The 22,922-nt window shown below is 69.4% G+C and carries 21 protein-coding genes; 11 read left to right on the forward strand and 10 right to left on the reverse strand.

The genetic code is table 11. The features are described from left to right. The first annotated feature begins 35 nt into the window (after window positions 1-35). Complete coding sequence (locus ABGB01_RS29110; RefSeq protein ID WP_347776720.1) at window positions 36-638, forward strand: transglutaminase domain-containing protein; 603 nt, start codon at window positions 36-38, stop codon at window positions 636-638. A gap of 37 nt (window positions 639-675) precedes the next feature. Here ABGB01_RS29110 and ABGB01_RS29115 read toward each other — a convergent pair whose 3' ends face one another. Next, window positions 676-978, reverse strand: coding sequence for a hypothetical protein (locus ABGB01_RS29115; protein WP_347776721.1), 303 nt, complete (start codon window positions 976-978; stop codon window positions 676-678). Between the two features lie 369 nt (window positions 979-1,347). After that, window positions 1,348-1,995, reverse strand: coding sequence for a winged helix-turn-helix transcriptional regulator (locus tag ABGB01_RS29120; protein ID WP_347776722.1), 648 nt, complete (start codon window positions 1,993-1,995; stop codon window positions 1,348-1,350). A 107-nt stretch (window positions 1,996-2,102) separates the two neighbouring features. On the opposite strand from ABGB01_RS29120, the gene ABGB01_RS29125 reads away from it, so the two are divergent. The 4 genes from ABGB01_RS29125 to ABGB01_RS29140 all read left to right on the forward strand — a co-directional run bounded on the left by ABGB01_RS29125 (window position 2,103) and on the right by ABGB01_RS29140 (window position 5,218). After that, window positions 2,103-2,312: a DUF4287 domain-containing protein gene (locus ABGB01_RS29125; RefSeq protein ID WP_347776723.1), complete on the forward strand. Its 210-nt coding sequence runs from the start codon at window positions 2,103-2,105 to the stop codon at window positions 2,310-2,312. Between the two features lie 479 nt (window positions 2,313-2,791). Continuing rightward, a complete protein-coding gene (locus ABGB01_RS29130) occupies window positions 2,792-4,021 on the forward strand; it encodes a transposase (RefSeq protein ID WP_347776724.1) in 1,230 nt (409 codons plus the stop codon). A 22-nt stretch (window positions 4,022-4,043) separates the two neighbouring features. Next, the gene (locus ABGB01_RS29135; protein WP_347776725.1) at window positions 4,044-4,994 is read left to right on the forward strand and encodes a hypothetical protein; all 951 of its coding nucleotides are present in this window, start codon (window positions 4,044-4,046) and stop codon (window positions 4,992-4,994) included. An 8-nt stretch (window positions 4,995-5,002) separates the two neighbouring features. Continuing rightward, window positions 5,003-5,218 (forward strand): hypothetical protein, encoded by a 216-nt coding sequence (locus ABGB01_RS29140; protein WP_347776726.1) that lies wholly within the window; start codon window positions 5,003-5,005, stop codon window positions 5,216-5,218. A gap of 209 nt (window positions 5,219-5,427) precedes the next feature. Here ABGB01_RS29140 and ABGB01_RS29145 read toward each other — a convergent pair whose 3' ends face one another. From ABGB01_RS29145 to ABGB01_RS29170, 6 genes are all read right to left on the reverse strand, one after another. After that, window positions 5,428-6,348 (reverse strand): hypothetical protein, encoded by a 921-nt coding sequence (locus ABGB01_RS29145; protein ID WP_347776727.1) that lies wholly within the window; start codon window positions 6,346-6,348, stop codon window positions 5,428-5,430. Window positions 6,349-6,527: 179 nt separating this feature from the next. After that, window positions 6,528-7,331 (reverse strand): ABC transporter permease, encoded by an 804-nt coding sequence (locus ABGB01_RS29150; RefSeq protein WP_347776728.1) that lies wholly within the window; start codon window positions 7,329-7,331, stop codon window positions 6,528-6,530. Continuing rightward, the gene (locus tag ABGB01_RS29155) at window positions 7,328-8,293 is read right to left on the reverse strand and encodes an ATP-binding cassette domain-containing protein (protein WP_347776729.1); all 966 of its coding nucleotides are present in this window, start codon (window positions 8,291-8,293) and stop codon (window positions 7,328-7,330) included. The genes ABGB01_RS29150 and ABGB01_RS29155 overlap by 4 nt, the downstream gene beginning before the upstream one ends. An 18-nt stretch (window positions 8,294-8,311) precedes the next feature. Next, window positions 8,312-9,250, reverse strand: a complete 939-nt coding sequence (locus ABGB01_RS29160; RefSeq protein WP_347776730.1) for a DUF4097 family beta strand repeat-containing protein — start codon at window positions 9,248-9,250, stop codon at window positions 8,312-8,314. Further along, window positions 9,250-9,780, reverse strand: coding sequence for a hypothetical protein (locus ABGB01_RS29165; protein WP_347776732.1), 531 nt, complete (start codon window positions 9,778-9,780; stop codon window positions 9,250-9,252). The genes ABGB01_RS29160 and ABGB01_RS29165 overlap by 1 nt, the downstream gene beginning before the upstream one ends. A 102-nt stretch (window positions 9,781-9,882) precedes the next feature. Next, complete coding sequence (locus ABGB01_RS29170; RefSeq protein WP_347776733.1) at window positions 9,883-10,344, reverse strand: Lrp/AsnC family transcriptional regulator; 462 nt, start codon at window positions 10,342-10,344, stop codon at window positions 9,883-9,885. Window positions 10,345-10,437: 93 nt separating this feature from the next. Here ABGB01_RS29170 and ABGB01_RS29175 point away from each other — a divergent pair, with 93 nt between their 5' ends. Beyond that, window positions 10,438-11,328: a PhzF family phenazine biosynthesis protein gene (locus tag ABGB01_RS29175; RefSeq protein ID WP_347776734.1), complete on the forward strand. Its 891-nt coding sequence runs from the start codon at window positions 10,438-10,440 to the stop codon at window positions 11,326-11,328. 87 nt (window positions 11,329-11,415) lie between these two features. Here the strand turns inward: ABGB01_RS29175 and ABGB01_RS29180 are convergent, their stop codons facing one another. Next, on the reverse strand, window positions 11,416-12,489 hold the full coding sequence (locus ABGB01_RS29180; protein ID WP_347776735.1) for a LacI family DNA-binding transcriptional regulator: 1,074 nt from the start codon (window positions 12,487-12,489) through the stop codon (window positions 11,416-11,418). 146 nt (window positions 12,490-12,635) lie between these two features. On the opposite strand from ABGB01_RS29180, the gene ABGB01_RS29185 reads away from it, so the two are divergent. The 3 genes from ABGB01_RS29185 (at window position 12,636) to ABGB01_RS29195 (ending at window position 15,738) form a co-directional block, all read left to right on the forward strand. Next, window positions 12,636-13,997, forward strand: a complete 1,362-nt coding sequence (locus ABGB01_RS29185; RefSeq protein WP_347776736.1) for a hypothetical protein — start codon at window positions 12,636-12,638, stop codon at window positions 13,995-13,997. Between the two features lie 65 nt (window positions 13,998-14,062). Further along, window positions 14,063-14,917 carry a sugar ABC transporter permease gene (locus ABGB01_RS29190; RefSeq protein ID WP_347776737.1) on the forward strand — a complete coding sequence of 285 codons (855 nt, stop codon included), beginning with the start codon at window positions 14,063-14,065 and terminating at the stop codon, window positions 14,915-14,917. After that, the gene (locus tag ABGB01_RS29195) at window positions 14,914-15,738 is read left to right on the forward strand and encodes a carbohydrate ABC transporter permease (RefSeq protein ID WP_347776738.1); all 825 of its coding nucleotides are present in this window, start codon (window positions 14,914-14,916) and stop codon (window positions 15,736-15,738) included. The genes ABGB01_RS29190 and ABGB01_RS29195 overlap by 4 nt, the downstream gene beginning before the upstream one ends. 174 nt (window positions 15,739-15,912) lie before the next feature. On the opposite strand, the gene ABGB01_RS29200 is transcribed toward ABGB01_RS29195, so the two are convergent. After that, complete coding sequence (locus ABGB01_RS29200) at window positions 15,913-17,547, reverse strand: ricin-type beta-trefoil lectin domain protein (RefSeq protein WP_347776739.1); 1,635 nt, start codon at window positions 17,545-17,547, stop codon at window positions 15,913-15,915. A gap of 744 nt (window positions 17,548-18,291) precedes the next feature. Here ABGB01_RS29200 and ABGB01_RS29205 point away from each other — a divergent pair. Both ABGB01_RS29205 and ABGB01_RS29210 read left to right on the forward strand, forming a co-directional pair. Continuing rightward, window positions 18,292-20,043: an RICIN domain-containing protein gene (locus tag ABGB01_RS29205; protein ID WP_347776740.1), complete on the forward strand. Its 1,752-nt coding sequence runs from the start codon at window positions 18,292-18,294 to the stop codon at window positions 20,041-20,043. 111 nt (window positions 20,044-20,154) lie between these two features. After that, window positions 20,155-22,593, forward strand: coding sequence for a glycoside hydrolase family 95 protein (locus ABGB01_RS29210; protein WP_347776741.1), 2,439 nt, complete (start codon window positions 20,155-20,157; stop codon window positions 22,591-22,593). Window positions 22,594-22,922 lie beyond the last annotated feature (329 nt).

Genomic DNA, 22,922 nt, shown 5'->3' on the forward strand with positions numbered 1-22,922 from the left:
AGGCCACGCCCATCCTCGACTGGAAACATCCTCGGGTGCTGGGATTGGTGGCCGAGGCCCGGGATGCCGGAGCGGAGCGAGCATTCCTGATCACAACCCACCGACTCATCGCGAGCCGCGTCCGCCCGGTATACGCCATGAACGAGAGGCAGCCCGCCTCGGCGACTCTGGGCCTGAGACGCGGTTCGTGCAGCCAGCGGTTGGCGTTGCTGGAGGCTGTGGCGCGCGGCCGCGGGATCGCCACTCGGGTCAGAGGGTTCTTGCTCGATGGGCGCTTCTGGCATTCGCGGTTCCCTCGGCTGCGCGCGCTGGTTCCCCGGCGGGTGGTGCTGGCCTGGCCGGAGTTCCTCCTCGGTGGCCGGTGGGTGACCGCTTCCGAGCTCTACGGTGATCTCGGCATGCTGCGGGCGGGAGGCCGGTTCACCAACGCGGGTGGAGAGACGCTCTTCGACGCGATCGCGCGCACGGCCGTGGACTGGGACGGCGGCACCTGCTCCTCATGCGATCTCTCAGGTCACGTCCTGGCCGATCTGGGCTTCTTCGACTCCCGTGACGACCTGTTCAACGAGCACGGTCAAACCTTGTGCCTGCCGGTGCGCATCCCCGCGGATCTCATCATGGGCCGTCGGGCGGCTTGAGCGTACGTGGTGGGCGGCCTTTACCGGGGCGTGGCGGTCAGCAGGTGTCAGCTCCGTCGAAGGTGCGTGGGCCCCGAGCGACCTGGGAGTAGATGGTGTGTCCCGGGTCGACGGTGTGGCAGGCGCCGTCGGTGCCGCGCGCCCACTTGATCTTCAGCCGTAGCCGGCGATCGCAGTCGTTGCGCGCGTATCCCTTCTTGGTGAAGGTGCCCGTGGTCTGCCAGACGGCCACGCACGACGGGGCATTGCCCGCCGGCGCGGCGGCGATGGCCGGAGGCGCCGAGGCGAAGGTGGCGGTGAGGGTGAGGGCGGTGAGGGCGGCTCTGGTGATGTGTCGCACGAGGTGGTGCTCCTATCTCGGTTCGCTGTAGGGGGTCCGTGTCAGCGGGGCAGGGACGCGGCAGGCACAAGAGCGAAGATCTCAGATAGGTCATCGCCTGGGCATGGCCGGGCGGCACAGTGTCTGACCTGCTGTTTTGGGGGTGTCGTCGGTAACGTTTCGCAGGCGTCGCAGAGAATGCGGGCGCACTCGGTCAAAAGACGAAGATCGCCCGCTCTCGACCCGCGGGCAGGCCCGCTTGAGAGCCGCCCGCCGGCCCGGTGCGGCGGAAGGAGGCATACCTCGAACACCGGCCGCGACGAAAGCAGGCTCAGGGGTGCGGGCGGGTCGGCGGCGGCCACCTCATCGGCGTCCCCGCGGGGTGGCCGGTCAGAAGCGGAAGGTCTCGGCGAACCGGTGGAGAAGCTCGGGATCGCCCTCCACCCGCACGCTGCCGTCGGCCAGTGCCTGGCCGGAGGTCTTGGCGCCGGTCATCAGGGCGTGGATCCCCTGATCGGACAGTCTTTCCACGACGAGGTCCGGGGCGGGATGAGAGCCGACGCCGACTGTCAGGGCGCCGTCGGTGATCTGCAGGTGGAGGATGAAGCCGCCCATACGGACCTCGTAGCCGATGATTGAGTCCCGGGCTGCTTCCGGCCGGTAGGTGGTGCGAAAGGCCATGGCCACCGACTCGGCGGTGACGATCTCGCCGGGGCGGGGCTCGGTCATCGTCCGGGCCCCCCAGCGGCCGAGCGCGATCAGCGCCGGTTGGAGTTGGAGCCCGTAGTCGGTGAGCTCGTAGACGACCGCGCGCTCGGGGTGGGGCAACGCGCGGCGGACGGCCAGACCCGCCTCCTCGAGCTGTTTGAGGCGGGCCGCCAGGATGTTGGTCGGGATGGCGGGCAGGCCCTTGCGCAGGTCGGTGTAGCGCTGGGGCCCCGACAGCAGGTTGCGGACGATCAGCAGGGTCCAGCGCTCACCGACCATCTCCAGCGCACGGGCCAGGCCGCAGAACTGGCCGTATTCACGAGCCGTCATGCTGCAGATCCTACCGCTAACTTGGATTGACAAAGCATGCTTGTAAAAGACAAGCTTGCTGCATCCGAATACCTGCCACCCGTTCACGAATGCGAAGGACACCCGTCATGACCGCGCCCGCCAGAGGCAACCCCGCCAGCTACTTTCCCGCGATTGAGAAGAAGTACGGCCGCCCGGTCCAGGAATGGATCGATCTCATCGATTCCTCATCCCTCACCAAGCACATGGAGCTGGTCTCCTGGCTCAAGGCCGAACACGGCCTCGGCCACGGTCACGCCAACGCCCTCGTCACCCACACCCTCGCCGGCGGAAAGTAGGCAGAGGCCGGCGACGGCCGCCGGGCGAATGGCGGTTCTTCCCCTGTGCGGGGGAAGGGGCCGCCGGTGTTTCACACCGTCGGGGGATCCCGTCCGAACGACGGTCCGGGAAATTCGACGCGTGCGGTTCGGTCGGCTTCTGGAGGTTCGGGTGCGGGTGACGCAAGGGTGGACGGGTTGCCCGCCGGGATGAGCAGGGATGCGCGTTGGAGCGCGGTGCGCAGGCTCGCGGGCTATGCCGCGGCGTTCAGCGTGATCTGGTGTGGAACCCCGGGCGTTCACACGCCTGGGAGGAAACGACAGCGCGGGAGGGCCTCCAGGCCCGAGCGGTGCTCTGACAGCCGGTTTGTGTGGGTGGCTCAGCCTGGCCGCCTCTGGTTCTCGATGTACTCCTTGATGATCGGCAGGGGTGGCCCGCCGCAGGACGCGGAGACATACGAGGGGGACCAGAGCCGGCTGTCCCACGGATAGCGGCGGATGTGGACCGCAAACTCCTTGCGCAGCGCGGATATCGGGTTCGGGTTTCCCCGCGCTGTGACATGAACCTCTTGATAGTGTGTTCGATTGTGAAACTGGTGGTGCAGGTGAAGCTCCTGCCGACGCCGCAGCAGGCGGCGGCGCTGGAAGCCACCCTGGACGCCGTCAACCGAGCGGCGAATCTGGTCGCGGCATTGGCGTTCCAGCGCCGCTGTTTCCGTAACTTCGATCTGCGCAGGCACGCCTACGATCAGATCAAGGCGGAGTTCGCCCTGGCGGCCCAGGCCGCCCAGCATGTGATCAAGAAGGTGTGCGACGCCTATCGCACGCTGCACGCCCACCTGGCCGCCGGGAACCTGGGCAGGCCCGGATCCCGGCGCCGGGTCAAGGCCGTAGCCAAGCCGGTCTCCTTCCGGCCGCTGGCGGCTCAGCCGTATGACGACCGGTGCCTGTCCTGGCAGCACGAGGCGCGGACGGTGTCGATCTGGACGATCGGCGGGCGGCTGAAAGGGGTGGCCTTCACCGGCTCAGAGGAGCACCTGGCCCTGCTGGCCGCCCATCGGCGTGGTGAGTCGGATCTGGTGTGCCGGGACGGGATGTGGTTCCTGCACGCCACCATCGAGGTCCCCGATGTCCCGGCCGCCGCGCCGGAGGGGTTCTTGGGCGTGGACCTGGGCATCGCCAACATCGCCACCACCAGCGACGGCGCCCGGCGCAGCGGTAAAGGGCTGAACGCGGTCCGCCACCGTCATCGCCGGCTCCGCCGCCGCCTGCAGGCCAAGCGGACCAAGTCCGCCAAGCGGCTGCTGAAAAAGCGGCGCCGGGCCGAGGCGCGGTTCGCGGCCGGCACCAATCATGTGATCGCCAAGCAGATCGTGACCGAGGCAGAACGCACCGGGCGCGGGATCGCCCTGGAAGACCTCCAGGGTATCCGCGAGCGGGTACGGCTTCGCAAGCCCCAGCGGGTCACGCTGCATGCGTGGAGTTTCCACCAACTCGGGAGCTTCATCTCCTACAAGGCGGCCCGGGCCGGTGTCGCCGTCATCCACGTCGACCCGTCCTACACCAGCCAGCAGTGCTCGGCCTGCGGGCACGTGGACCGGCGCAACCGGCCCAATCAGGAAACCTTCTCCTGCACGTCGTGCGGCTTCGCTGAGCATGCCGACGTCAACGCAGCCCGCAACATCGCCTCACGCGGTGAGACGGGCTGGGCAGTGAGTCACGCTGCCTGACGCGGACCAGACCGTGCACCCCATGCACGGCGAGGAGCTGCAAGCTCGGTCGTTCACGGCCGAGAAGCTGACCATGGCGCTCTACCTGGTGGTGAGGATCGTCTGGATCGCCGCGGCTCTGCTCGGGCACGGCCCGGACACCTACGGCACCGCCGGCTGGGTGCTGCTGAACGCCGTCACCGTGGTGATGGCGGTGACCGGGATCGTGCTGGGGCTGGCGCTGGCGCAGCGATGGGGCCGCCGGCTGCCCGCCGCACCGGTGATCTTCTTCTCCTGGGTGGGTGCCGGCTTCCTGGTCCCGATGCTTCCCTACACGGTGATCAATGGCGTCCTCGGCGCACTCGGGACCGATCCGGGCGGAGGCGACGGCTCCGCATCGGCTGCGCGAGGGGAGACGGTCTTCCTCACCATCGGCTTCACCGGGATGGCCGTTGGGCTGGCCGTGGCGTTGCCGATCTACCTGAGGGAACGATGGCCGGGGGCCTTCCTCGGCCACGTCGCAGCCTGCCCCTCCCGCTCGTCGGCGCCGGTCACGGCGGCAATGGCCGTGGCGGCCGGGCTGGGCCTGCTGTGGTCCTCCTGGGCGCTGGGCGGGACGCTGGGCCTCGATCCGGCTCATGGCGAACACGGGGATATCAACGGGCGGCTGCTGAACGCGAGCTCCGCACTGTGGGTCCTGCTCGGCGTCTGGAGCGTCTGGACGATCACCCGCCGCCGGCCTGTCCGGCTTCGGCGGTGGATCCCGATGACGCTGGCCTTCGGGGCTTCCGGCTCGATGTTCGCGTGGAGCGCGTGGAAGCTGCCCATGGTGATTCTGCGGCCCGGAGGCTTCGTGACCGCCGAATACACGATGCTCGCCATCGTCGAGCACTCCTTGAGCATCGGCGTGGGCCTGATCTTCATGGCCTCCGTCCTGCGGGCCGTCCGGAGGGAGGACGCCACGCCGCCGGAGAGTGCCGCAGCCCTCGAATGACCTCAGGCGTGGCCGCCTTGGCGTCACGGCCCACGCGCCCTGCCCGCCGACGGTCGCCGGGTATCGCCGGTTACACCAACGCCGCGCTGCCCCTGCTCGCCCAGGCCCGCGCCGTCCTGGCCGCGGCCGTCACCGCCGACCGAGCGGCTGGAGCCACCTGGGACGAGATCGCCGTAGTTCTGGATGTCAGCCCTGACACCGCCGCCCGCCGCTACCGCAGCTAACGGCGAGTCGGCCCCGCGGTTCAGCGTGATCTGGCGTGGAACCCCGGGCGTTTACGTTCACGGCCGAGAAGCTGACTCTTCGGGAAGGAACGAATCGCCGAGAATGACCTCGGGCTGAGATCCGGTCGCCCCGGACTTGATCTCTCGCGTGAAAGACGCTTTTGGCGCCACCAGCGTCAGATCACAGCCCGAGACCTCAGTGGGTGGGGCTAGGCATTCGCTCGGCGAAGACGTTCGGCTGCCTGTGCCCGCAGCGCATCGCCGCCCGCCGGGGAGCCACCGCACAGGGCCATCTCCCGGGCATTGTACGCAGTCATCCACACGCTGGCCGCCCATGCGATCTCCAGCTCCATAGGCGTGAACACGCGCTCCCGAAAGTCCTGATAGGCCACCAGGAACGCCTCGGAGCTTTCGATCGGCGCCAGCGTCGGAGGCCCGGCACTGGCGAACGACCCGCTCGCCGCTCCCACCAGCGCCGCCTCCGGCTGCCACGCCAGGCTGTCCCAGTCGTGCACCGCCCACAGCCGCCGACCCTGCCACCGCAAGTTCTGCGCCTCGAAATCGGCGTGGCCGAGCACGCACGGCAAACCGGCGGCCAGCAGCCGCCCCCGGGCCCGCTCAGCCGCCTCGACAATGTGCTCGGACACGACACTCTGATCCAGGCCGTCGAGGAAGCCGATCGCCGGCCACGTCCCAGAACTGGTCTCGTCCCAGCGCACCCAGGGCGGATTCGGCAACGGCGGCGCGACGATCACGCCGGCGAGTTCGGCCATCAGCCGAGCGAACACCTCCGCGCAACGCAGGGCAATGTCCGGCGAGTCCCCGTGCAGCACTTCGCCGCCGGGCCGGCATTCCTCAGCGTGCACGGCCAGCGCACCGACACCGACCACCGGCGTCAGCGGCCGGGCACAGGGAAACCCGCGCTCGGCCAGCCGAGTCTGCGCCGCGACACACGACGCCGCCCGGCCGTCGTCGGCACGCGCCTTGACCACCACGTCCCGGCCACCGGCCAACCGCAGACCGAACACCATCGAGACCTGTTGTGACCGGAACAACACGTCGGCGGGTGCGCCGCCCAGATGGGCAAGACACCAAGCCGGCAACCAGTGCGGCAACTCGTCCAGGGGCACGCTCAGGACTGTGCCATAGGCGCCGAACCCAGCGGAAGCGAGGGGTGTGGACACAGGTGCTGAGACCAAGGCTCCGCTTCGCCGGCATTACTACTCACGCTGACATCCCAGGCGCACCAGCCAGATCACTATGGGATGGAAAACACCCTCTGACCCGCGCCTGCCGACGACGTCGTGGTTCATCGGCTGACGGCCCTGTTGTACAGCCGCGTCGCCAGCGGCACGAACACGACCAGCAGCAGGACCGACCACAGCAGCGACACAGGCACCGCGTGCTGCAGCGGCCAGGCACTGGGCGCGGGGATGGCCGGGCTGGTGTTCCCGAACAGCTCGCGTGCGGCCTGGACGAGCGTGGAGACCGGGTTCCACTCGGCGATCGGCTTCAGCGGTCCGGGCAGTCGCGCGCTGTCGACGAAGGCGTTGGACAGGAAGACCAGCGGGAGCGACACGATGGTGGCGACGTTGTTGAAGACCTCGGGCGTGCGCAGGGCCAGCGCGACCGTGGCCGTCACCCAGGAGAAGGCGTACGCGAACAGCAGCAACATCAGGAACCCGAGGGCGGCCTCCAACGGCGAGCTGTGGATGCGCCACCCGGCGAGCAGCCCGACCAGCGTCATGGTGACGATGCTGGTCAGGTTCATGATGACATCGCTGACGGTCTGGCCGGTGAGCACCGCCGAGGGCGACATCGGCAGCGTCCTGAACCGGTCGAAGATACCCTTCTGCAGGTCCTGCGTCAGCGTGTAGCCGGTGATCTGCGCGCTCGTCGTGATCGTCATGACGAAGATCCCGGGGAGCAGGTATTCCGCGTACGACATGCCGGGCAGGCTGATCATGCTGCCGAAGACGTAGGTGAACAGCAGCACGAACACGATCGGGAGGATGACCACGCCGCCCAGCAGGTCGGGAGCTCTGCGGATCTTCAGGGCGTTGCGCCTGGCGATCGTCATGCCGTCGGCGGCGGCCAGCTGCAGGGCGTTCATCGGAGGCTCTCCTCGGTCTTCTCGTCGGACTGGTGTCCCGTGAGGCTCAGGAACACGTCGTCCAGGGTCGGCCGGCGCAGGCCGGCATCGCGTACGGTGATCCGCTCGTCGGCCAGGTGGCCGAGCGCCCGGGTCAGTGCGGCCGCGCCGCCGGCCACCGGGATCGTCACCCGCAGGGCCGCGGCATCGATCTGCATGTCCCCGAGGGCCAGCGGCGCCAGCGTTCTGGCGGCGGTCTCCAGGTTCGCCGCGTTCGTCAGCGACAGCTGGATCCGGTCGCCGCCGACCTGGTCCTTCAGCTCGTCGGCGGTGCCGAGCGCGATCACGCGCCCGTGGTCGACCACGGCGATGCGGTCGGCGAGCCGGTCGGCCTCCTCCAGGTACTGGGTGGTGAGCAGCACCGTCGTGCCCGCGGCGACGAGCTCGGCGATGACGTCCCACAGGCCGATCCTGGCCCGCGGGTCGAGGCCGGTGGTGGGCTCGTCGAGGAACAGCACGGGCGGGTTGGCGACCAGAGCCCCGGCCAGGTCGAGGCGGCGTCGCATGCCGCCGGAGTAGCCCTGCACGGGGCGCTCGGCCGCGTCGGCCAGGTCGAAGCGCTCCAGCAGCTCGCGGGCGCGCTGCCGGCTGCGCCTGGTGCCCAGGTGGTAGAGGCGGCCGACCATTTCCAGGTTCTCGGCGCCGGTGAGGTGGTCGTCGACGGCGGCGTTCTGGCCGGAGACGCCGATGCGGGCGCGCAGCCGGCGCGCGTCGCGGACGACGTCGAACCCGGCCACCGTGGCGTGCCCCGCGTCCGGCTTGAGCAGCGTGGTGAGGATGCGCACCGTGGTGGTCTTGCCGGCGCCGTTCGGGCCGAGCAGCCCGAACACCGTTCCCTCGGGAACGGCCAGGTCCATCCCGTCGAGGGCGGCCACGTCGCCGTACTTCTTGATCAGTCCCTCGGCCACGATCGCGTCAGGCATGAGAATCTCCTCGGCTGGTCAGGAACGGTGGATGACGATGTCGCCGTGGGTGGTGTGGGCCCGCACCTCGACGACCTGGTCCGTCTCGGCGGGGGCGTCGCCGGGGTCGAGGGAGACGTCCACGGTGCCGTACGTGGAGCTCACGTCCAGCCAGGCGGCGGTGCCGTCGCGGATGCCGAGATCCAGGCCGCCGCCGGTGGTCTCCATGGTGATCGAGCCGGACACCACCTCGCCGATCTCCACGCCGGCGTACGCGGTCTTGACAGTGACGCCGGCCAGGGCGCGGTCCACGGTCATGTCGCCGTGGGCGCTGTTCAGCCGCAGGTCGCCGGTCACCTCGCGGAGGCGGACGTCGCCGTGGGAGGTCTTGACCGCGGCGGTGCCGTCGATCTCGCCGATGTGGATGCCACCGTGGGTCGTGGTGACCTCGGCGTGCCCGGTCGCGCGGGTGACCGAGACGTCGCCGTAGGTGCTCTTCAGCCGTAGCCGGCCGGCCTGCTCGACCCGGATGTCTCCATGGGAGGTGCTGATCGTCACCTCGCCGAGCGATCCCCGGCACAGGACGGCCGCCGCCGTCCTGGCATCCAGGCGGGAGCCGGCCGGCAGGTCGATCGTCACGTCGACCGAGCCAGGGCCGTGCAGCAGCGAACGTGCCCAGCTCGCGGGCGACTCGACGAGCTCGTCGAGCGAAAGGCCCCAGGCGGAGGTCGAGCCGGCATGCTCCTTTCCGGTCCGCACGAGAAGCCTGCCGCCGGTGTAGTCGGCCTCGATGTGCTCGGCGGCTCGCACGTCGGCGTCGTTGAGCCGGTCACTCGGGCGGACGTCGACGACCGTGTCGGTGCGGTCGCTCGCGGTGATCCGGATGGTGGCGGCCGGCAGGTCGATGACGGCGGTGATGGGTTCGGGGGTGTCGAAGGTCGGCACGGCGGTCCCCTTGTCGTGGGTCGGCATGGTCATCAGCGCACCCAGCCGCTGTAGCGGTTGCCGCTCCGCTGTGCCGGGCGCCGGCCGGAGCGGCGACCGGCGTCACCGGGATCGAGTGCGGCGGAAACGGCCCGGACGAGCCAGGCGTTGACCGACAGCCCGTCACGGGTGGCCGCCTCCTCGATGCGCGGCTTGAGGTGCTCGGGGACCCGGAGCGAGATCCGGGACGTGCCGCCGTCGTCCGCGTCGGGAGGCGGCAACGGGGCGGGCGGCCTGCCGGCCTGCCCGGGCTCGCCTTCCTCCGCGAACGAACGCGCGTCCGGCGGTGGCGTCACGACGAAAGCGGGGTCGCGCCCGCGCAGGCGCACTTCGACAGAGCCTGGTGTGAGGTCCTGGGTGATCTCGTCCGCGGCGGCTGACAGGGCCTCCAGCAGCGCGAGCCGGGCGGCCGACTCGAGCGTCGCGGCGAGACGTTCCGCCAGCGCACGGGCTTCCTCGCCGCCCGCCCCTGCGGCGATCGCGAGCTCGCGGCGGAGGTGATCGACATACGGCGCAAGGTCCATGGCGTCATAGTGGCACCGTTGTGACGTCATGGCAATAGCTTCAGGGGCTACTCTGGCGTCATGGAGGCGTAAGTGTACGAGCGGGCGCGACCGGCGCCGGGGTCAGGTGAGCAGGGGGATGGGGCGGTCGACGACCATCTCGTAGACCACGTCGGTGGTGATGGAGCCGACACGGGCGAGTTCGGAGGTGATCTGCTCGAGGTCGCCCATGCCGGTGGCGACGATCTCCATCACGTAGCAGGACTCTCCCGTGACGCGCAGGCAGCGCACGATCTGCGGCCGGTCGGCCAGGATGGCCTTGACCTTGTCGTACAGGGAACCGTGGACCTTCATCCGGACGATCGCGCGCAGGGTGTAGCCCAGGGCTTCGGGCTCGACGCGGGCCCGGTAGCCCGCGATGACTCCCTGCTCCTCCAATGCGCGCAGCCGGATCCGCGTGGCGGAGACGCTGAGCTGGATGATCTCGGCGAGCCTGGCCAGGGTCGCGCGTCCGTCGGTCTGGACGGCGGCGATCAGGGCACGGTCCACGTCATCCAGTGGCCTGACGTCTGGTGTGTTCGTCATTGGTGCAGCATTCCGCATATTCTGCGCCGATATGCCCAGTGGTCGAACGATTCGGTGTGTGAACCGCGATCCGGGCTTTCTAGCGTTGTCCTCATGACGACTACGACACCGTTCTTCTTCATCGACGTCTTCGCTCAGCGCCCGCTGACCGGTAACCCGCTGGCGCTGGTGCCTGACGCGGACCACCTGACGGTGAACCAGATGCGCGACATCGCCCGCGAGTTCAACCAGTCCGAGACCACCTTCCTGCTGCGGCCCGCCCGGCCGGGCGCCGCGTGGCGGCTGCGGTCGTTCACCCCGATCGGCGCCGAGGTCGACGGCGCCGGCCACAACGCGCTCGGCGCCTGGCTGTGGCTCGCCGACCAGGGGCTGACCGGCGACGAACCGTCACGGACGCTGATGCAGGAAATAGGCGGGGACGTGCTGCCGGTGGAGGTGGTCCGCCGGCCCGGGCGCGACGTCCGCATCGTGATGGAGCAGTCGGCGCCCGTGTTCGGGCCCGTGGTCGAGGACGCACGGCGCCTCCTCTCCGCGCTCGGACTGGAACCTGAGGACCTGCCCGCCGATGGGCAGGCGCAGGTCGTCTCCACGGGAGTGGCTCACTTGCTCGTCCCGCTGGCCGACCGCCCTGCTGTCGACCGCACCGCCGCCGACAGCAGGGTCCTGGCCGCGATCCTGGCCGAGGTGGGCGCCGAAGGCTGCTACGTCTACACCACCGCACCCGGGGAGCCCGAAGCGGACGCCTACAGCCGGTTCTTCAATCCCACCGTGGGCATCGTCGAGGATCCGGCCACCGGCACGGCCGCGGGTCCGCTCGCCGCCCTGCTCACGCGTACACAACGGGTCGATGGCGGTCTGGTCGTCATCGAGCAGGGCCACCGGCTCGGGCGGCCCAGCCGGATCCAGCTCGAGGTCGACGGCGACCGGGTGCGGATCTCCGGGTCCGGGATCGTCACCGGCCGCGGGGAGCTCCGGCTCGCGTGAAACGGCGTGCGCCCGCGCGCCGCACCCCTGACCCGCGCCCCGGTGCCGCTTCGGCGTCCGCCAGGACGGCGGCTCGGTCCGGAGTCGTCAGCCGGCGGACTCCACTCCGGGTGGTGGCGTGATGGACTCGCGGCTGCGCAGGTGCATCGGCACCCGATGCACCTCGCCGACCCGGTCAGGGCCCGCGTGGTCGCGGCCGATCTCCGTGAACAGCACGTCGACGGCCCTGCGGCCGAGCTCGTCGTGGGGGAGCGCCACGCTGGTCAGCTTGGGCCGGATCCATGAGGCGATGGGGTGGTCGTCGAAGGAGACGACGGACACGTCGCCGGGCACCGCCAGCCCGGCATCGTCGAGTGCCTGGTAGGCGCCCATGGCGATCCGGTCGTTGAAGCAGATCAGCGCCCGCGGCCGGATGGCGCCCAGCAGGTCGCGGGTCGCGGCGAAACCGTGCTCCGGCTGCCAGTCAGGGCAGGTGCGAGCGCCCGCCACCTCGACCCCCGCCGCGCCGAGCGCCTCACGGATGCCGATGAGCCGTTCCACCGCCGCGACGCTCTCCCGGGGGACGTCACGCAGGCCGGGACCGGCGCCGATCAGGTAGATGCCCTCGCGGTGGCCCGCGTCGAGCAGGGCGCGGGCCGCGGTGCGGCCGGCCTCGACCTCGTCGGGGAGGACGGCGGGCAGGGGAGTGGGCTGCTCGGGCAGCGCGTTGAGCAGGACGGCGGGCACCGCCGTGATCGCCTTGGGCACCTTGATGGTCCTGGTGAACATGGAGGCCAGGATGAGGCCGTCGACCTGGCGGTCCTGCATGGCCTGGAGCAGGAGGCGTTCGAGCTCGGCGTCGCCCTCGGTCTCCCCGATGAACAGCATGAAGCCGCGGTCGCGGGCCGCTTCCAGCGCTCCCTTGATCATGTCGCCGGCAAGCCGCGAGGTGGCGACGGTATCGGAGACGAAGCCGATCGTGCGGCTGGTGCCCGTACGCAGGCCCACGGAGACGATGTTCGGCCGGTACTGCAACCTCTCGGCGGCTCGCAGCACCCGCTGCTCGACGTCCTGAGAGATCCGCAGCTCACGGCCACGGCCCGACAACACGAGCGAGGCGGTCGTGCGGGAGACACCGGCGGCCTTGGCCACATCGGCCAGCGTGACCCGTCGTGGGCTCACCCAGGACCTCCGACCGTCAAGAGTGGGTTGCGGGGGGTTGACATCGTACGACGCACGTGGTGAGACTACGGGCGCTAACCCGATTTAGCAACGAACTCGGGACGTCAGCCGGGTGCCGATCGTCCCAAGCAGCAGAGGAGATGCACATGGCTCGTCGAGTCCGCCCCGGCACGTCCGGCGCCGCGCTCATGATCGCCATGGGAACGCTGGCCGCCGCCTGCTCGGCCCCCGGCAGCAACAGCCCGCAGGCGCAGGCCACCGGCGCCTCACCGGTGTCCACGGCGCCCACCTGCGGCACGGCGCCGATCACGATGAGCGGCTACTTCGAGACCGGCTTTCCGCTGCCCAAGGCGCTGACCACGGAGTTCACCAAGCAGCACCCGAACGTCACATGGAACATCCGCGAGGACCAGTTCGCGGTCATCACGCAGAACGCGCCCCGCGTGCTGGCGGACAACCCGCCCGATCTCATGCGCCTGCCCCAGGTCTCCGAGCTGGTCAAGGACAACCTGCTGAAGAACCTCGACGGCTACGCGCAGGCCTTCGGCTGGGACAAGTGGCCGGCCTCGCAGCTCGAACAGCTGCGCCTGGGCCAGGGCGGCCGCCCGCGCGGGGAGGGCTCCCTGTACGCCCTGGGCCTCAACATGAGCATGACCGGCCTCTTCTACAACAAGAAGCTCGCCGCCCAGGTCGGGATGTCCGCGCCGCCCGCCACCCTGGCGGAGCTCGACCAGGTGCTGGACAAGGCCAAGAAGGCGGGCATCACGCCCATCGTCCAGTTCAACGGCGGCGCCACCGGAGGCCTGGCGTTCCCGCTGCAGAACCTCATGGCCTCCTACGGCCCGGCCGCCCCGATCAACGACTGGATCTTCCAGAAGCCGGGCGCCACCATCGACACCCCGCCGAACCTGCGGGCCGCCCAGCACCTGGAGCGGTGGATCAAGGCCGGTTACTTCCAGAAGGACGTCAACGCGGTCGACTACGCCACCATGATGAGCCGCTTCATCGACGGGCAGGGCCTGTTCATGTTCAACGGCGACTGGGAGTCGGGCAACCTCGACAAGCAGATGGCGGGCAACGCCGGCTTCTCCCTGATGCCACCCGCACAGAAGGGCGGCGAACTCGCCACCATGTCGGCGCCCCTCACCTTCGGTATCGCCGCGAACGCCAAGAACGCCGACTGCGCCGCCTTCTTCCTCAACTGGGTGGCCACCGACCAGCGGGCCCGCGAGATCGGCGTCGAGGTCGGCGGATCACGTCCGATGGGACCGGCCGACGCTTACATGCCGACCGTGGCGAAGGACAAGGTCACCGCGAGCACGCTGGCCGCCGGGGCGGACATCGCCAAGGACAACGGCGCCATGGATTTCATCGCCAACGCCACCGGCGCCATCTACGCCAAGAGCTGGACGCCGAACCTGCAGAAGCTGGTGGCCGGGCAGCAGACGCCGCAGGGGTTGCTGACATCGGTCCAGGCCGACTACGCAGGCCAGCTCGAAGGGAACTGATCGCGGTGATGGCCCGGTCCGCGCACCGGCGGCAGGCCGCGGCCAAGCTGCGAGGTACGCGCGGCTTGACCGGGTGGCTGTTCGTCCTCCCGGCGCTCGCCTTCTACGCGGTGTTCGTCCTGCGCCCGATCGCCCTGACGTTCCAGTACTCGCTGTACGAATGGGACGGCATCGGACCGTCCACCTGGGTGGGGGCGGCCAACTACGGCAGGGTCTTCACCGACCCCGACCTGTTCGACTCCCTGGTCAACGCCTTCCAGCTGATCGTGTTCTTCAGCGCCATCCCGGTCGTGCTGGGCCTGGCCATCGCCGCGACCATCCGGCGCATCGCCCAGAGCCGGCTGGCCCTCGTCGCGCGTACCGTGCTGTTCCTGCCCCAGGTCATCCCGCTGGTCGCGGCCGGCATCGCGTGGAGCTGGCTGCTGGCCTCCACCGGAGTGATCAACCAGCTGCTCTCGCTCATCGGCCTCGGCGGGGTGACCCGGGCCTGGCTGGGCGACTTCGCCACCGCCCTGCCGGCGGTCGGCATGATCGGCGCGTGGGTGCTGCTCGGCCTCTGCACGCTGCTGCTCCTCGCCGGCATGAGCAAGATCGATCCGGCACTGTACGAGGCCGCCCGCCTCGACGGCGCAGGCCCGTGGCGCGAGTTCGTTGCCATCACGGTCCCCAGCCTCCGCCAGGAGATCGCCGTCTGCGTCACCGTGACCGTGATCGCCGCCCTGGCCAGCTTCGACATCATCTACATCGCCACCCAGGGCGGCCCCGGCAACACCACCATGGTGCCCGGCCTGCAGATCTACTATCTGGCCTTCTCCGACCGCGAGGTCGGCACGGCCTCGGCCCTGGCCATGGTGCTCATGCTCCTCGTGATCGCCTGCGCCCTGCCCATCCAATGGTTCGCGAAGGACGGCAATCGATGATCACCGCCTGGCGGGAGGCCTGGACCGGCAGGCTGCTGCTCGTCCTCATGATGGCGATCACCCTGCTGCCGTTCCTCAGCCTGTTCGTCACCGCCCTGCACCCCGCGGGCACCTACCCGCCAGGGCTGGCCTGGCCGAGCGATCCGCAGTGGGGCAACTTCCTGCGCGCCTTCGAGGCCGCGAACATGGGCGAGCTGCTGAAGTCGAGCCTCCTCATCGTGCTCGGCGTGGTGCCGATCTCGATCCTGCTGGGCACGATGGCCGGCTTCGCGGTCGGCCATCTCCGCGTGATCGGCGCTCGCGTGGTCTTCCTGCTGTTCGTGCTCGGCCTGACCCTTCCCTTCGAGGGCATCATCACGCCGCTGTACTACCAGATCCGCGACATGGGGCTGCTCAACACGCGCTGGGCGATCATCCTGCCGCTCATCGGCCTGTTCATGCCGTTCAGCGTCTTCTGGATGCGCGCCCATTTCGTCAACATGCCCGGCGAGCTGTCCGAGAGCGCCCGGATGGACGGCGCCAGCGTGTGGCAGCTGTTCCGGCGTATCCACGTCCCCCTGGCCATGCCGGCGATCTCGTCCCTGGGCATCCTGCTGTTCCTGTGGACCTGGAACCAGTTCCTGCTGGCCATCGTCCTCGTCGACGACCCCGCCCAGCGCACGATGTCCGGCGCGCTGGGTGCCTTCCAGGGCCAGTGGGGCACCGACATCCCGCTGCTGTGCGCCGGATCGCTGCTGATCCTGACCCCCACGCTGCTGGTCTTCCTCATCTTCCAGCGCCACTTCGTCAAGGCCCTGCTGCAGGGCTCCTTGAAGGGCTGACGGGACAACAGCACGAGTGAAAGCAGAGGTCGTTCATGCTCCGAGAAGGACGGGCAGGCGCGGTGGCGCGAGCCGGGCGTGGAGATCCGGCAGGCGGCGGCCACGCGGGCGCGGGCCAACTTCGGCGGCACCCTCGCGCCGACGCTCCAACTCACCCTGAACGGAAGGACCCCTTCACGCGCGGGTCCAGCGCTGGTTGGGCGCGCCGGTGCAGGTCCAGATCTGGAGCCTGGTGCCGTTGGCCGTGGCGTTGCCTGTCGCGTCCAGGCATTTGCCCGCCCCGACGGCGGTGATGCTTCCGTCGGGGTTGAAGCGCCATTGCTGGTTGCTCTGACCGTTACAGTCCCAGATGATGACGCTGGTGCCGTCGGCGGTGGCAGCGTTGTTGACGTCCAGGCACTTGTCGCCGTAGACGCGCAGCTCACCAGCGGTGGTGGAGGTCCACTGCTGGTTGTTCTGCTGGTGGCAGTCCCAGATCACCACGTGGGCGCCGTTGGCCTGGGAGGCGCCGGACACGTCGAGACACCTCCCCGAGCCGACACCCTGGATCCGGGTGGTGGGCGGCGAGGAGGTGCCGCCGCTGACCCGGAACACGACGGTGCCGTGGGACGGGACGCTCGCCGAGATGCTTCCGGTCGTCGTGGTGACGGCGTTCGTCCAGGCATCCCGGAGTGTGAACGCGCCACCGGTCAGGCCGATGGCGGACGCGGTGGTGCTGATCGTGGTGGTGCTGCCGCCCTGGTTGAACAGCGCGACCGCGACGTCGCCGTTGCTCAGCCGCTTGGCCAGGACGCGGCGGGTTCCGTCGTTGCCGACCTGGGTGGCCTGGAGGCCGAGCGGATCCTGGTTGATGGCGATCAGATTCTGGTTCTTCATGATCGTCGCGGTCGCGTTGTCCATGTTCCGGACGTCGTTCCCGGCGATCAGAGGGGCGGCCATGACGGCCCAGAGGGCGAAGTGGCTGCGCATCTCGGTGTCGTTCATGCCGCCCCGGCCGACGACCATCATGTCGGGGTCGTTGAACTGCCCCGGCCGGGCGTTGCCCGCGAGAGGGACGTTGACATCGACGATGTTCTGGATGCCCATCGGGTAGCCGTTGGTCTGGCCCGTGTTCCAGGCGTTGGTGATGTCCTCGGTCGTGCGCCAGATGTTGGCGACGTCGCCCCAGTTCCGCTGTGGACCGGTCTTCTCGTGAATGCTGTTGGAGTTGATGCTGTAGAGGATCGGCCGGCCCGTCGCCGCCAGCGCGTCCCGCATCTTGGCGAAGGTGCGCACCTGGTCGTCGATGGTGCCGGTGGGCGAGCACCAGTCGTACTTGAGGTAGTCGACGCCCCAGGCGGCGAACTGCCGGGCGTCCTGGACCTCGTGCCCGAGGCTGCCGGTCGCGCCCGGATAGGCGCCGAAGTACTGGGCGCAGGTCCGGTCCAGCGGCGCCTGGTAGAGGCCGAACTTCAGGCCTCTGGCGTGCAGGTAGTCGCCGAGCGCCTTCATGCCGCTCGGGAACCGCGACAGGTTGGCCTGGAGGTTCCCGGCCGAATCGCGGTTGGGATCGAACCAGCAGTCGTCGACCACGACGTACTGGTATCCCAGGTCGCGCATGCCGGAGCCGACGAGCGCGTCGGCCGTCTGCTTGATCAGCGTTTCGTTGATGTTGCAGCCGAAGGTGTTCCAGGTGTTCCAGCCCATCGGCGGGGTACGGCCCACGCCGTTGTCCAGCGCCTGCGCCGGAAGGGCCGGGCCGGCCGCCGCGGTGCCCGTCGTCAGGGCCAGCAGCACCGTGACGGTGAAGGCGAGTCGTTTACTGCTCATCGTCTCTCCTCAACGGGTCGGAAATGCGTGCTCGGGGCGTTCCGGTCCAGGAGGCGGATGTGCTGCCGGTGAGCTGGGTCCAGCCGTGCATGTCGACTGTCCGCACGGCGCCGAGCCGGTTGGTTAGCGCTAACATTTTGTGGATGCATGGGCCTGCTCCGGTGAGTGCGTTGTCGCGGAGTACATCCGACGGCCCGACCCTGCGTCAACGAGGGGCGGTCTGCCGGCCTGGGCGTTGTTGTCGCCAACGCCTTCTCGCCTGGAGTTACGCCTCCATGGATGACCCTGCCGCGGCCCCGCGCGGGTGAAAGTTTCACAGAACAAACACGGTGGAAGCAGTTAACTTGCGACAGGTCCGACGTTAAATTGCTGCCCGGATCGCGCTCATACCGGGCGTGCCGGCCCTGCTTGCGCCGCGTGGGCGGGGGGAGAGCGGATTTGATCTTAGTTACGTTTCTTCCGGCGAGTGGTTGACGAGCCGCGTCAGAGGCCTTTACCTTCCTGCTGGAAGTGTTAGCGCGAACAACGACACCGGGGAAAGGTCCCCCCCGGCCCGGTGCCGGACCTGTTGTTCGCGTGCTGAGGGCCGGCCGAGACATCGTTCACAGCACCTCCCGTCCAGAAGACCGGCGCGGAACCATTCCGGCTGGGAGCACCGCTCCCGGTGGCCGCTGTCGCCCGTGGCCACCGGGAGCCGGTGGGACCCGGAGGCACGGGCCAGCGCCGACAGCCAGAGGAGGAGACATGACGCATGGCCGGAACGAGCCCGTGAGCGGGGAACGAACCTGGCTGAGCCGGAGAAGCGCGCTGGCCACGATGGGGGCCCTGCCGGTCCTCGCGGCCATGACCCCGGGCGCGACCGCCTCGGCGGCCGCCGCCACGGTGGTCATCGATCCGTCGGCACGGCGGCAGACGATCCGGGGCTTCGGCGGCATGGCCCATGCCGCCTGGATCGGCGACCTGACCGCCGCCCAGCGCGACACGGCGTTCGGCACAGGCGAGGGCCGGCTGGGGTTCTCCGTGCTGAGGATCCCCGTACCCGAGAACCAGGCGGACTGGAGCCGTGACCTGGCGACGGCGAGGCGCGCGGTCGAGCTCGGGGCGAGCGTCATCGCGTCGCCCTGGAATCCCCCCGCCCGCATGGTCGAGACCTTCGTCCGCGGCAGTCAGACCGACGCGAGACGCCTCAGGTACGACATGTACGGCGCCTATGCCCAGCACCTGAACGACTTCACCGCCCACATGCGGAACAACGGGGTGAACCTGTACGGCATATCCGTGCAGAACGAGCCCGACTACGCGCACGAGTGGACGTGGTGGACCCCCACAGAAATGGTCCGGTTCTTACGCGAGAACGCCGGCTCCATCAGCACCAGGGTCATCGCGCCCGAGTCCTTCCAGTACCTGAAGAACATGTCGGACCCGATCCTCAACGACTCCGCGGCGCTCGCCAACGTGGACATCATCGGAGCCCACCTCTACGGCACACCGTACGCGAACTTCCCCTATCCCCTCTTCCAGCAGAGGGGCGCGGGCAAGGAACTCTGGATGACCGAGGTCTACCACCCCAACAGCAGCGACTCGGCGGACCTCTGGCCCCAGGCGCTCGACGTGGGGGAGCACATCCATCGAGCCATGGTGGACGCCGAGTTCCAGGCCTACATCTGGTGGTACGTCCGGCGCAGTTACGGTCCCATGCGGGAGGACGGTCAGATCAGCAAGCGCGGCGCCAACATGGCGCACTTCGCCAGGTTTGTCCGCCCCGGATACGTGCGGATCGAGGCGACGGCGAACCCGGCGTCGAACGTCTACGTATCGGCGTACCTGGGCGGCGACTCCACGGTCGTCGTCGTCGCCGTCAACAAGGGGACCTCTGCGGTGAGCCAGCAGTTCAGCCTGGCGAACAGCACCGCGTCCAGCGTCTCGTCCTGGCTGACCGACGCGAGCAGGAACGTCGCGCCCCAGGGCACGACCAGCGTGTCGAACGGCTCCTTCACCGTCACGCTCCCCGCTCGGAGCGTGACGACGTTCGTGACCGGTGTGTCCAGCGCTCCCGGCGGGGTCGACACCAGCGCATGGTACGTGCTGGTGAACCGCAACAGCGGCAAGGCGCTGGACGTGTACAACCTGTCCACCGCCGACGGCGGCCGGATCACGCAATGGGCCCGTAACGACGGCAACCAGCAGCAGTGGCAGTTCGCCGACTCCGGCGGCGGCCACTACCGGCTCAGGTCCCGCCACTCCGGCAAGGTCCTGGACGTGCACAACTGGTCGACCGCCAACGGCGCCCCCATCGTCCAGTGGGCCGACCACAACGGCGCCAACCAGCAGTGGAGACTCGCCGACTCCGCCGGCGGCCACATCCGCCTCATCAACCGCAACAGCGGCAAGGCCCTCGAAGTCCAGAACGCCTCCACCGCCGACGGAGCCGACGTCGTCCAGTACGACGACTGGGGCGGCACCAACCAGCAATGGCAGCTCGTGCAGATCGGTTGAACAGACCCTGCCGCCCCCCGGTGGTGCGCACAGACCACCCAGCCGAGGGCGGCCCGGAGGGCTCGCGCCGAATGGCTGAGCCGGCCGCAACCCTAGGGAACGGGAGGCGAGATGTCTGATCTTTCGCGAAGGCAGGTGCTGAGGTTCGGCGCGGCCGGAGCCGGAGCTGCGATGTTGCCGTCGCCGTGGACGGCCGCCGCCAGGGCCGCCTCGGCGCCCCCTCCGGAGGTGGCCGCCGCGAACGATCTGGCCCTGTGGTACGACGAGAGCGCCGGCACGGACTGGCTGAGAGCACTTCCGATCGGCAACGGCCGCCTGGGCGCCATGGTGTTCGGCAACGTCGATGCCGAGCGGCTGCAGCTCAACGAGGACACGGTCTGGGCGGGCGGGCCTTACGACCAGAGCAATCCCAGGGGTGCGGCGGCGCTGGGGCGGATCCGGCACCTGGTCTTCCAGAACCAGTGGAGCCAGGCCCAGACGATGATCGACCAGAACATGCGGGGCACCCCGGCCGGCCAGCTGGCCTACCAGCTCGTCGGCGATCTGCGGCTCAGCTTCGGCGATGCCGCCGGGGTCGCGGAGTACAACCGCTATCTGGATCTCACCACGGCCACCACGGCCGTGTCCTATCTGCGCAACGGCGTACGGTACCGGCGCGAGGTGCTGGCGAGCGCGCCGGACCAGGTGATCGCCATGCGTCTGACCGCTGACAGACCCGGCTCGATCACGTTCTCCGCGACGTTCGGGAGCCCTCAACGGACGACGCGCTCCAGCCCGGACAGGGCGACCGTGGCACTTGACGGCATCTCGGGCGATATGGAAGGAGTAACAGGTTCCGTCAGATTCCTGGCCCTGGCCCGGGCCGTCACCGAAAGCGGCAGCGTCAGCAGCTCCGGCGGAACGCTGCGGGTAAGGAACGCCGACAGCGTGACGGTGCTGATCTCCATCGGCTCCAGCTACCTCGACTTCCGCGATGTCGGCGGTGACTACCAGGGCATCGCCCGGCGCCATCTCGACGCCGCCACCGGCAGAACGTACGACGACCTGCGCAGCCGGCACGTCGCCGACTTCCAGCGGCTGTTCGGGCGTACGACGCTCGACCTCGGCCGCACCGCGGCGGCCGACCAGCCGACCGACGTGCGGATCGCGCAGCACGCGAACAGCGACGACCCGCAGTTCTCGGCGCTGCTGTTCCAGTTCGGCCGATACCTGTTGATCTCCTCCTCGCGGCCGGGCACCCAGCCGGCCAACCTGCAGGGCATCTGGAATGATTCGCTGACGCCGGCGTGGGACTCCAAATACACCATCAACGCCAACCTGCCGATGAACTACTGGCCGGCCGACACCACGAACCTGCCGGAATGTTACGAGCCGGTGTTCGAGATGATCAACGAGCTCGCGGTCAGCGGCGCCCGCACGGCCCGCGTACAGTACAACGCCGGCGGCTGGGTGGCCCACCACAACACCGACGCCTGGCGGGCGACGTCGGTCGTCGACGGCGCGTTCTGGGGCATGTGGCAGACCGGCGGCGCGTGGCTGGCCACGCTCGTCTGGGACCACTACAGCTTCACCGGCGACCTGGAGTTCCTCCGGCGGTACTACCCGGCGATGAAAGGTGCCGCGCAGTTCTTCCTCGAGACCCTCGTGGAGGAGCCGAGCCTGGGATATCTGGTCACCAACCCGTCGAACTCGCCCGAACTGGCCCACCACACGGACGCCAGCGTGTGCGCCGGCCCCACGATGGACAACCAGATCCTGCGGGACCTGTTCGACGGCTGCGCCAAGGCCGGCCAGGCGCTCGGCGTCGACGCCGACTTCCGGGCGCGGGTCCTGGCCGCCCGCGACCGGCTCCCGCCGATGAAGACCGGCTCGCGCGGCAACATCCAGGAGTGGCTGTACGACTGGGTCGAGACCGAGCCCACGCACCGGCACATCTCCCACCTCTACGGCCTGCATCCCAGCAACCAGATAACCAAACGCGGCACCCCGGCGCTGTACGCCGCCGCCCGGCGGACCCTCGGACTGCGCGGCGACGACGGGACCGGCTGGTCACTCGCCTGGAAGATCAACTACTGGGCGCGGATGGAGGAAGGCGGCCGTGCGCATGCGCTGCTTCGCCTGCTGGTGAGGTCGGACCGGCTCGCGCCGAACATGTTCGACCTGCATCCCCCCTTCCAGATCGACGGCAACTTCGGCGCCACGTCCGGCATCGCCGAGATGCTGCTGCAGAGCCACAACGGCGAACTGCACGTGCTGCCGGCACTGCCGGCGGCCTGGCCTGACGGGAAGGTGCGAGGTCTGCGAGGGCGCGGCGGCTACACCGTGGACACGACCTGGAGCTCCGGCGCGGCCACCGAGATCCTCATCTCCTTCGACCGCAACGCGACGGTCAACGTACGCAGCCGCATGTTCACCGGGGCCTACCAGGTGATCGACACCACGACCGGCGGCAGCGTCAGCGTCACAGGGCCCGAGCCTGACGTCGTCGCCCTGACCGGGCGAGCCGGCCGCACCTACCGCATCACGACGTCCGGCGCGCCGACCGGCTGAGGGCTGCCGGGGCACCCAGCACGCCGATCCGGCGGCGGCCGATCTCGAGCAGGTGCGTCACAGTGGCCGGAGGTCCAGGGCCATGTCCGAGCGTCTGTGCGAGCCGGGCCGCGTAAGCCGCCCTCCGTGCCGGCTCTTGCGGGGTGCTATCGCAACCGGTAGGTTGCCATCAATGGCAACCTGCAGGTTGCGAAGGAGGGTGGCATGGTTGCGGACGCGATCGAACGTGTGGTGGTGCTGCGGCACCCCATCGAGCGGGTGTGGACCGCGCTGACCACCGCGGAAGGGCTCTCGCGGTGGTTCGGCTCGGTGGCGGAGATTGATCTGCG

The sequence above is a fragment of the Nonomuraea sp. B5E05 genome (genome assembly GCF_039880665.1).
GTDB lineage: Bacteria > Actinomycetota > Actinomycetes > Streptosporangiales > Streptosporangiaceae > Nonomuraea.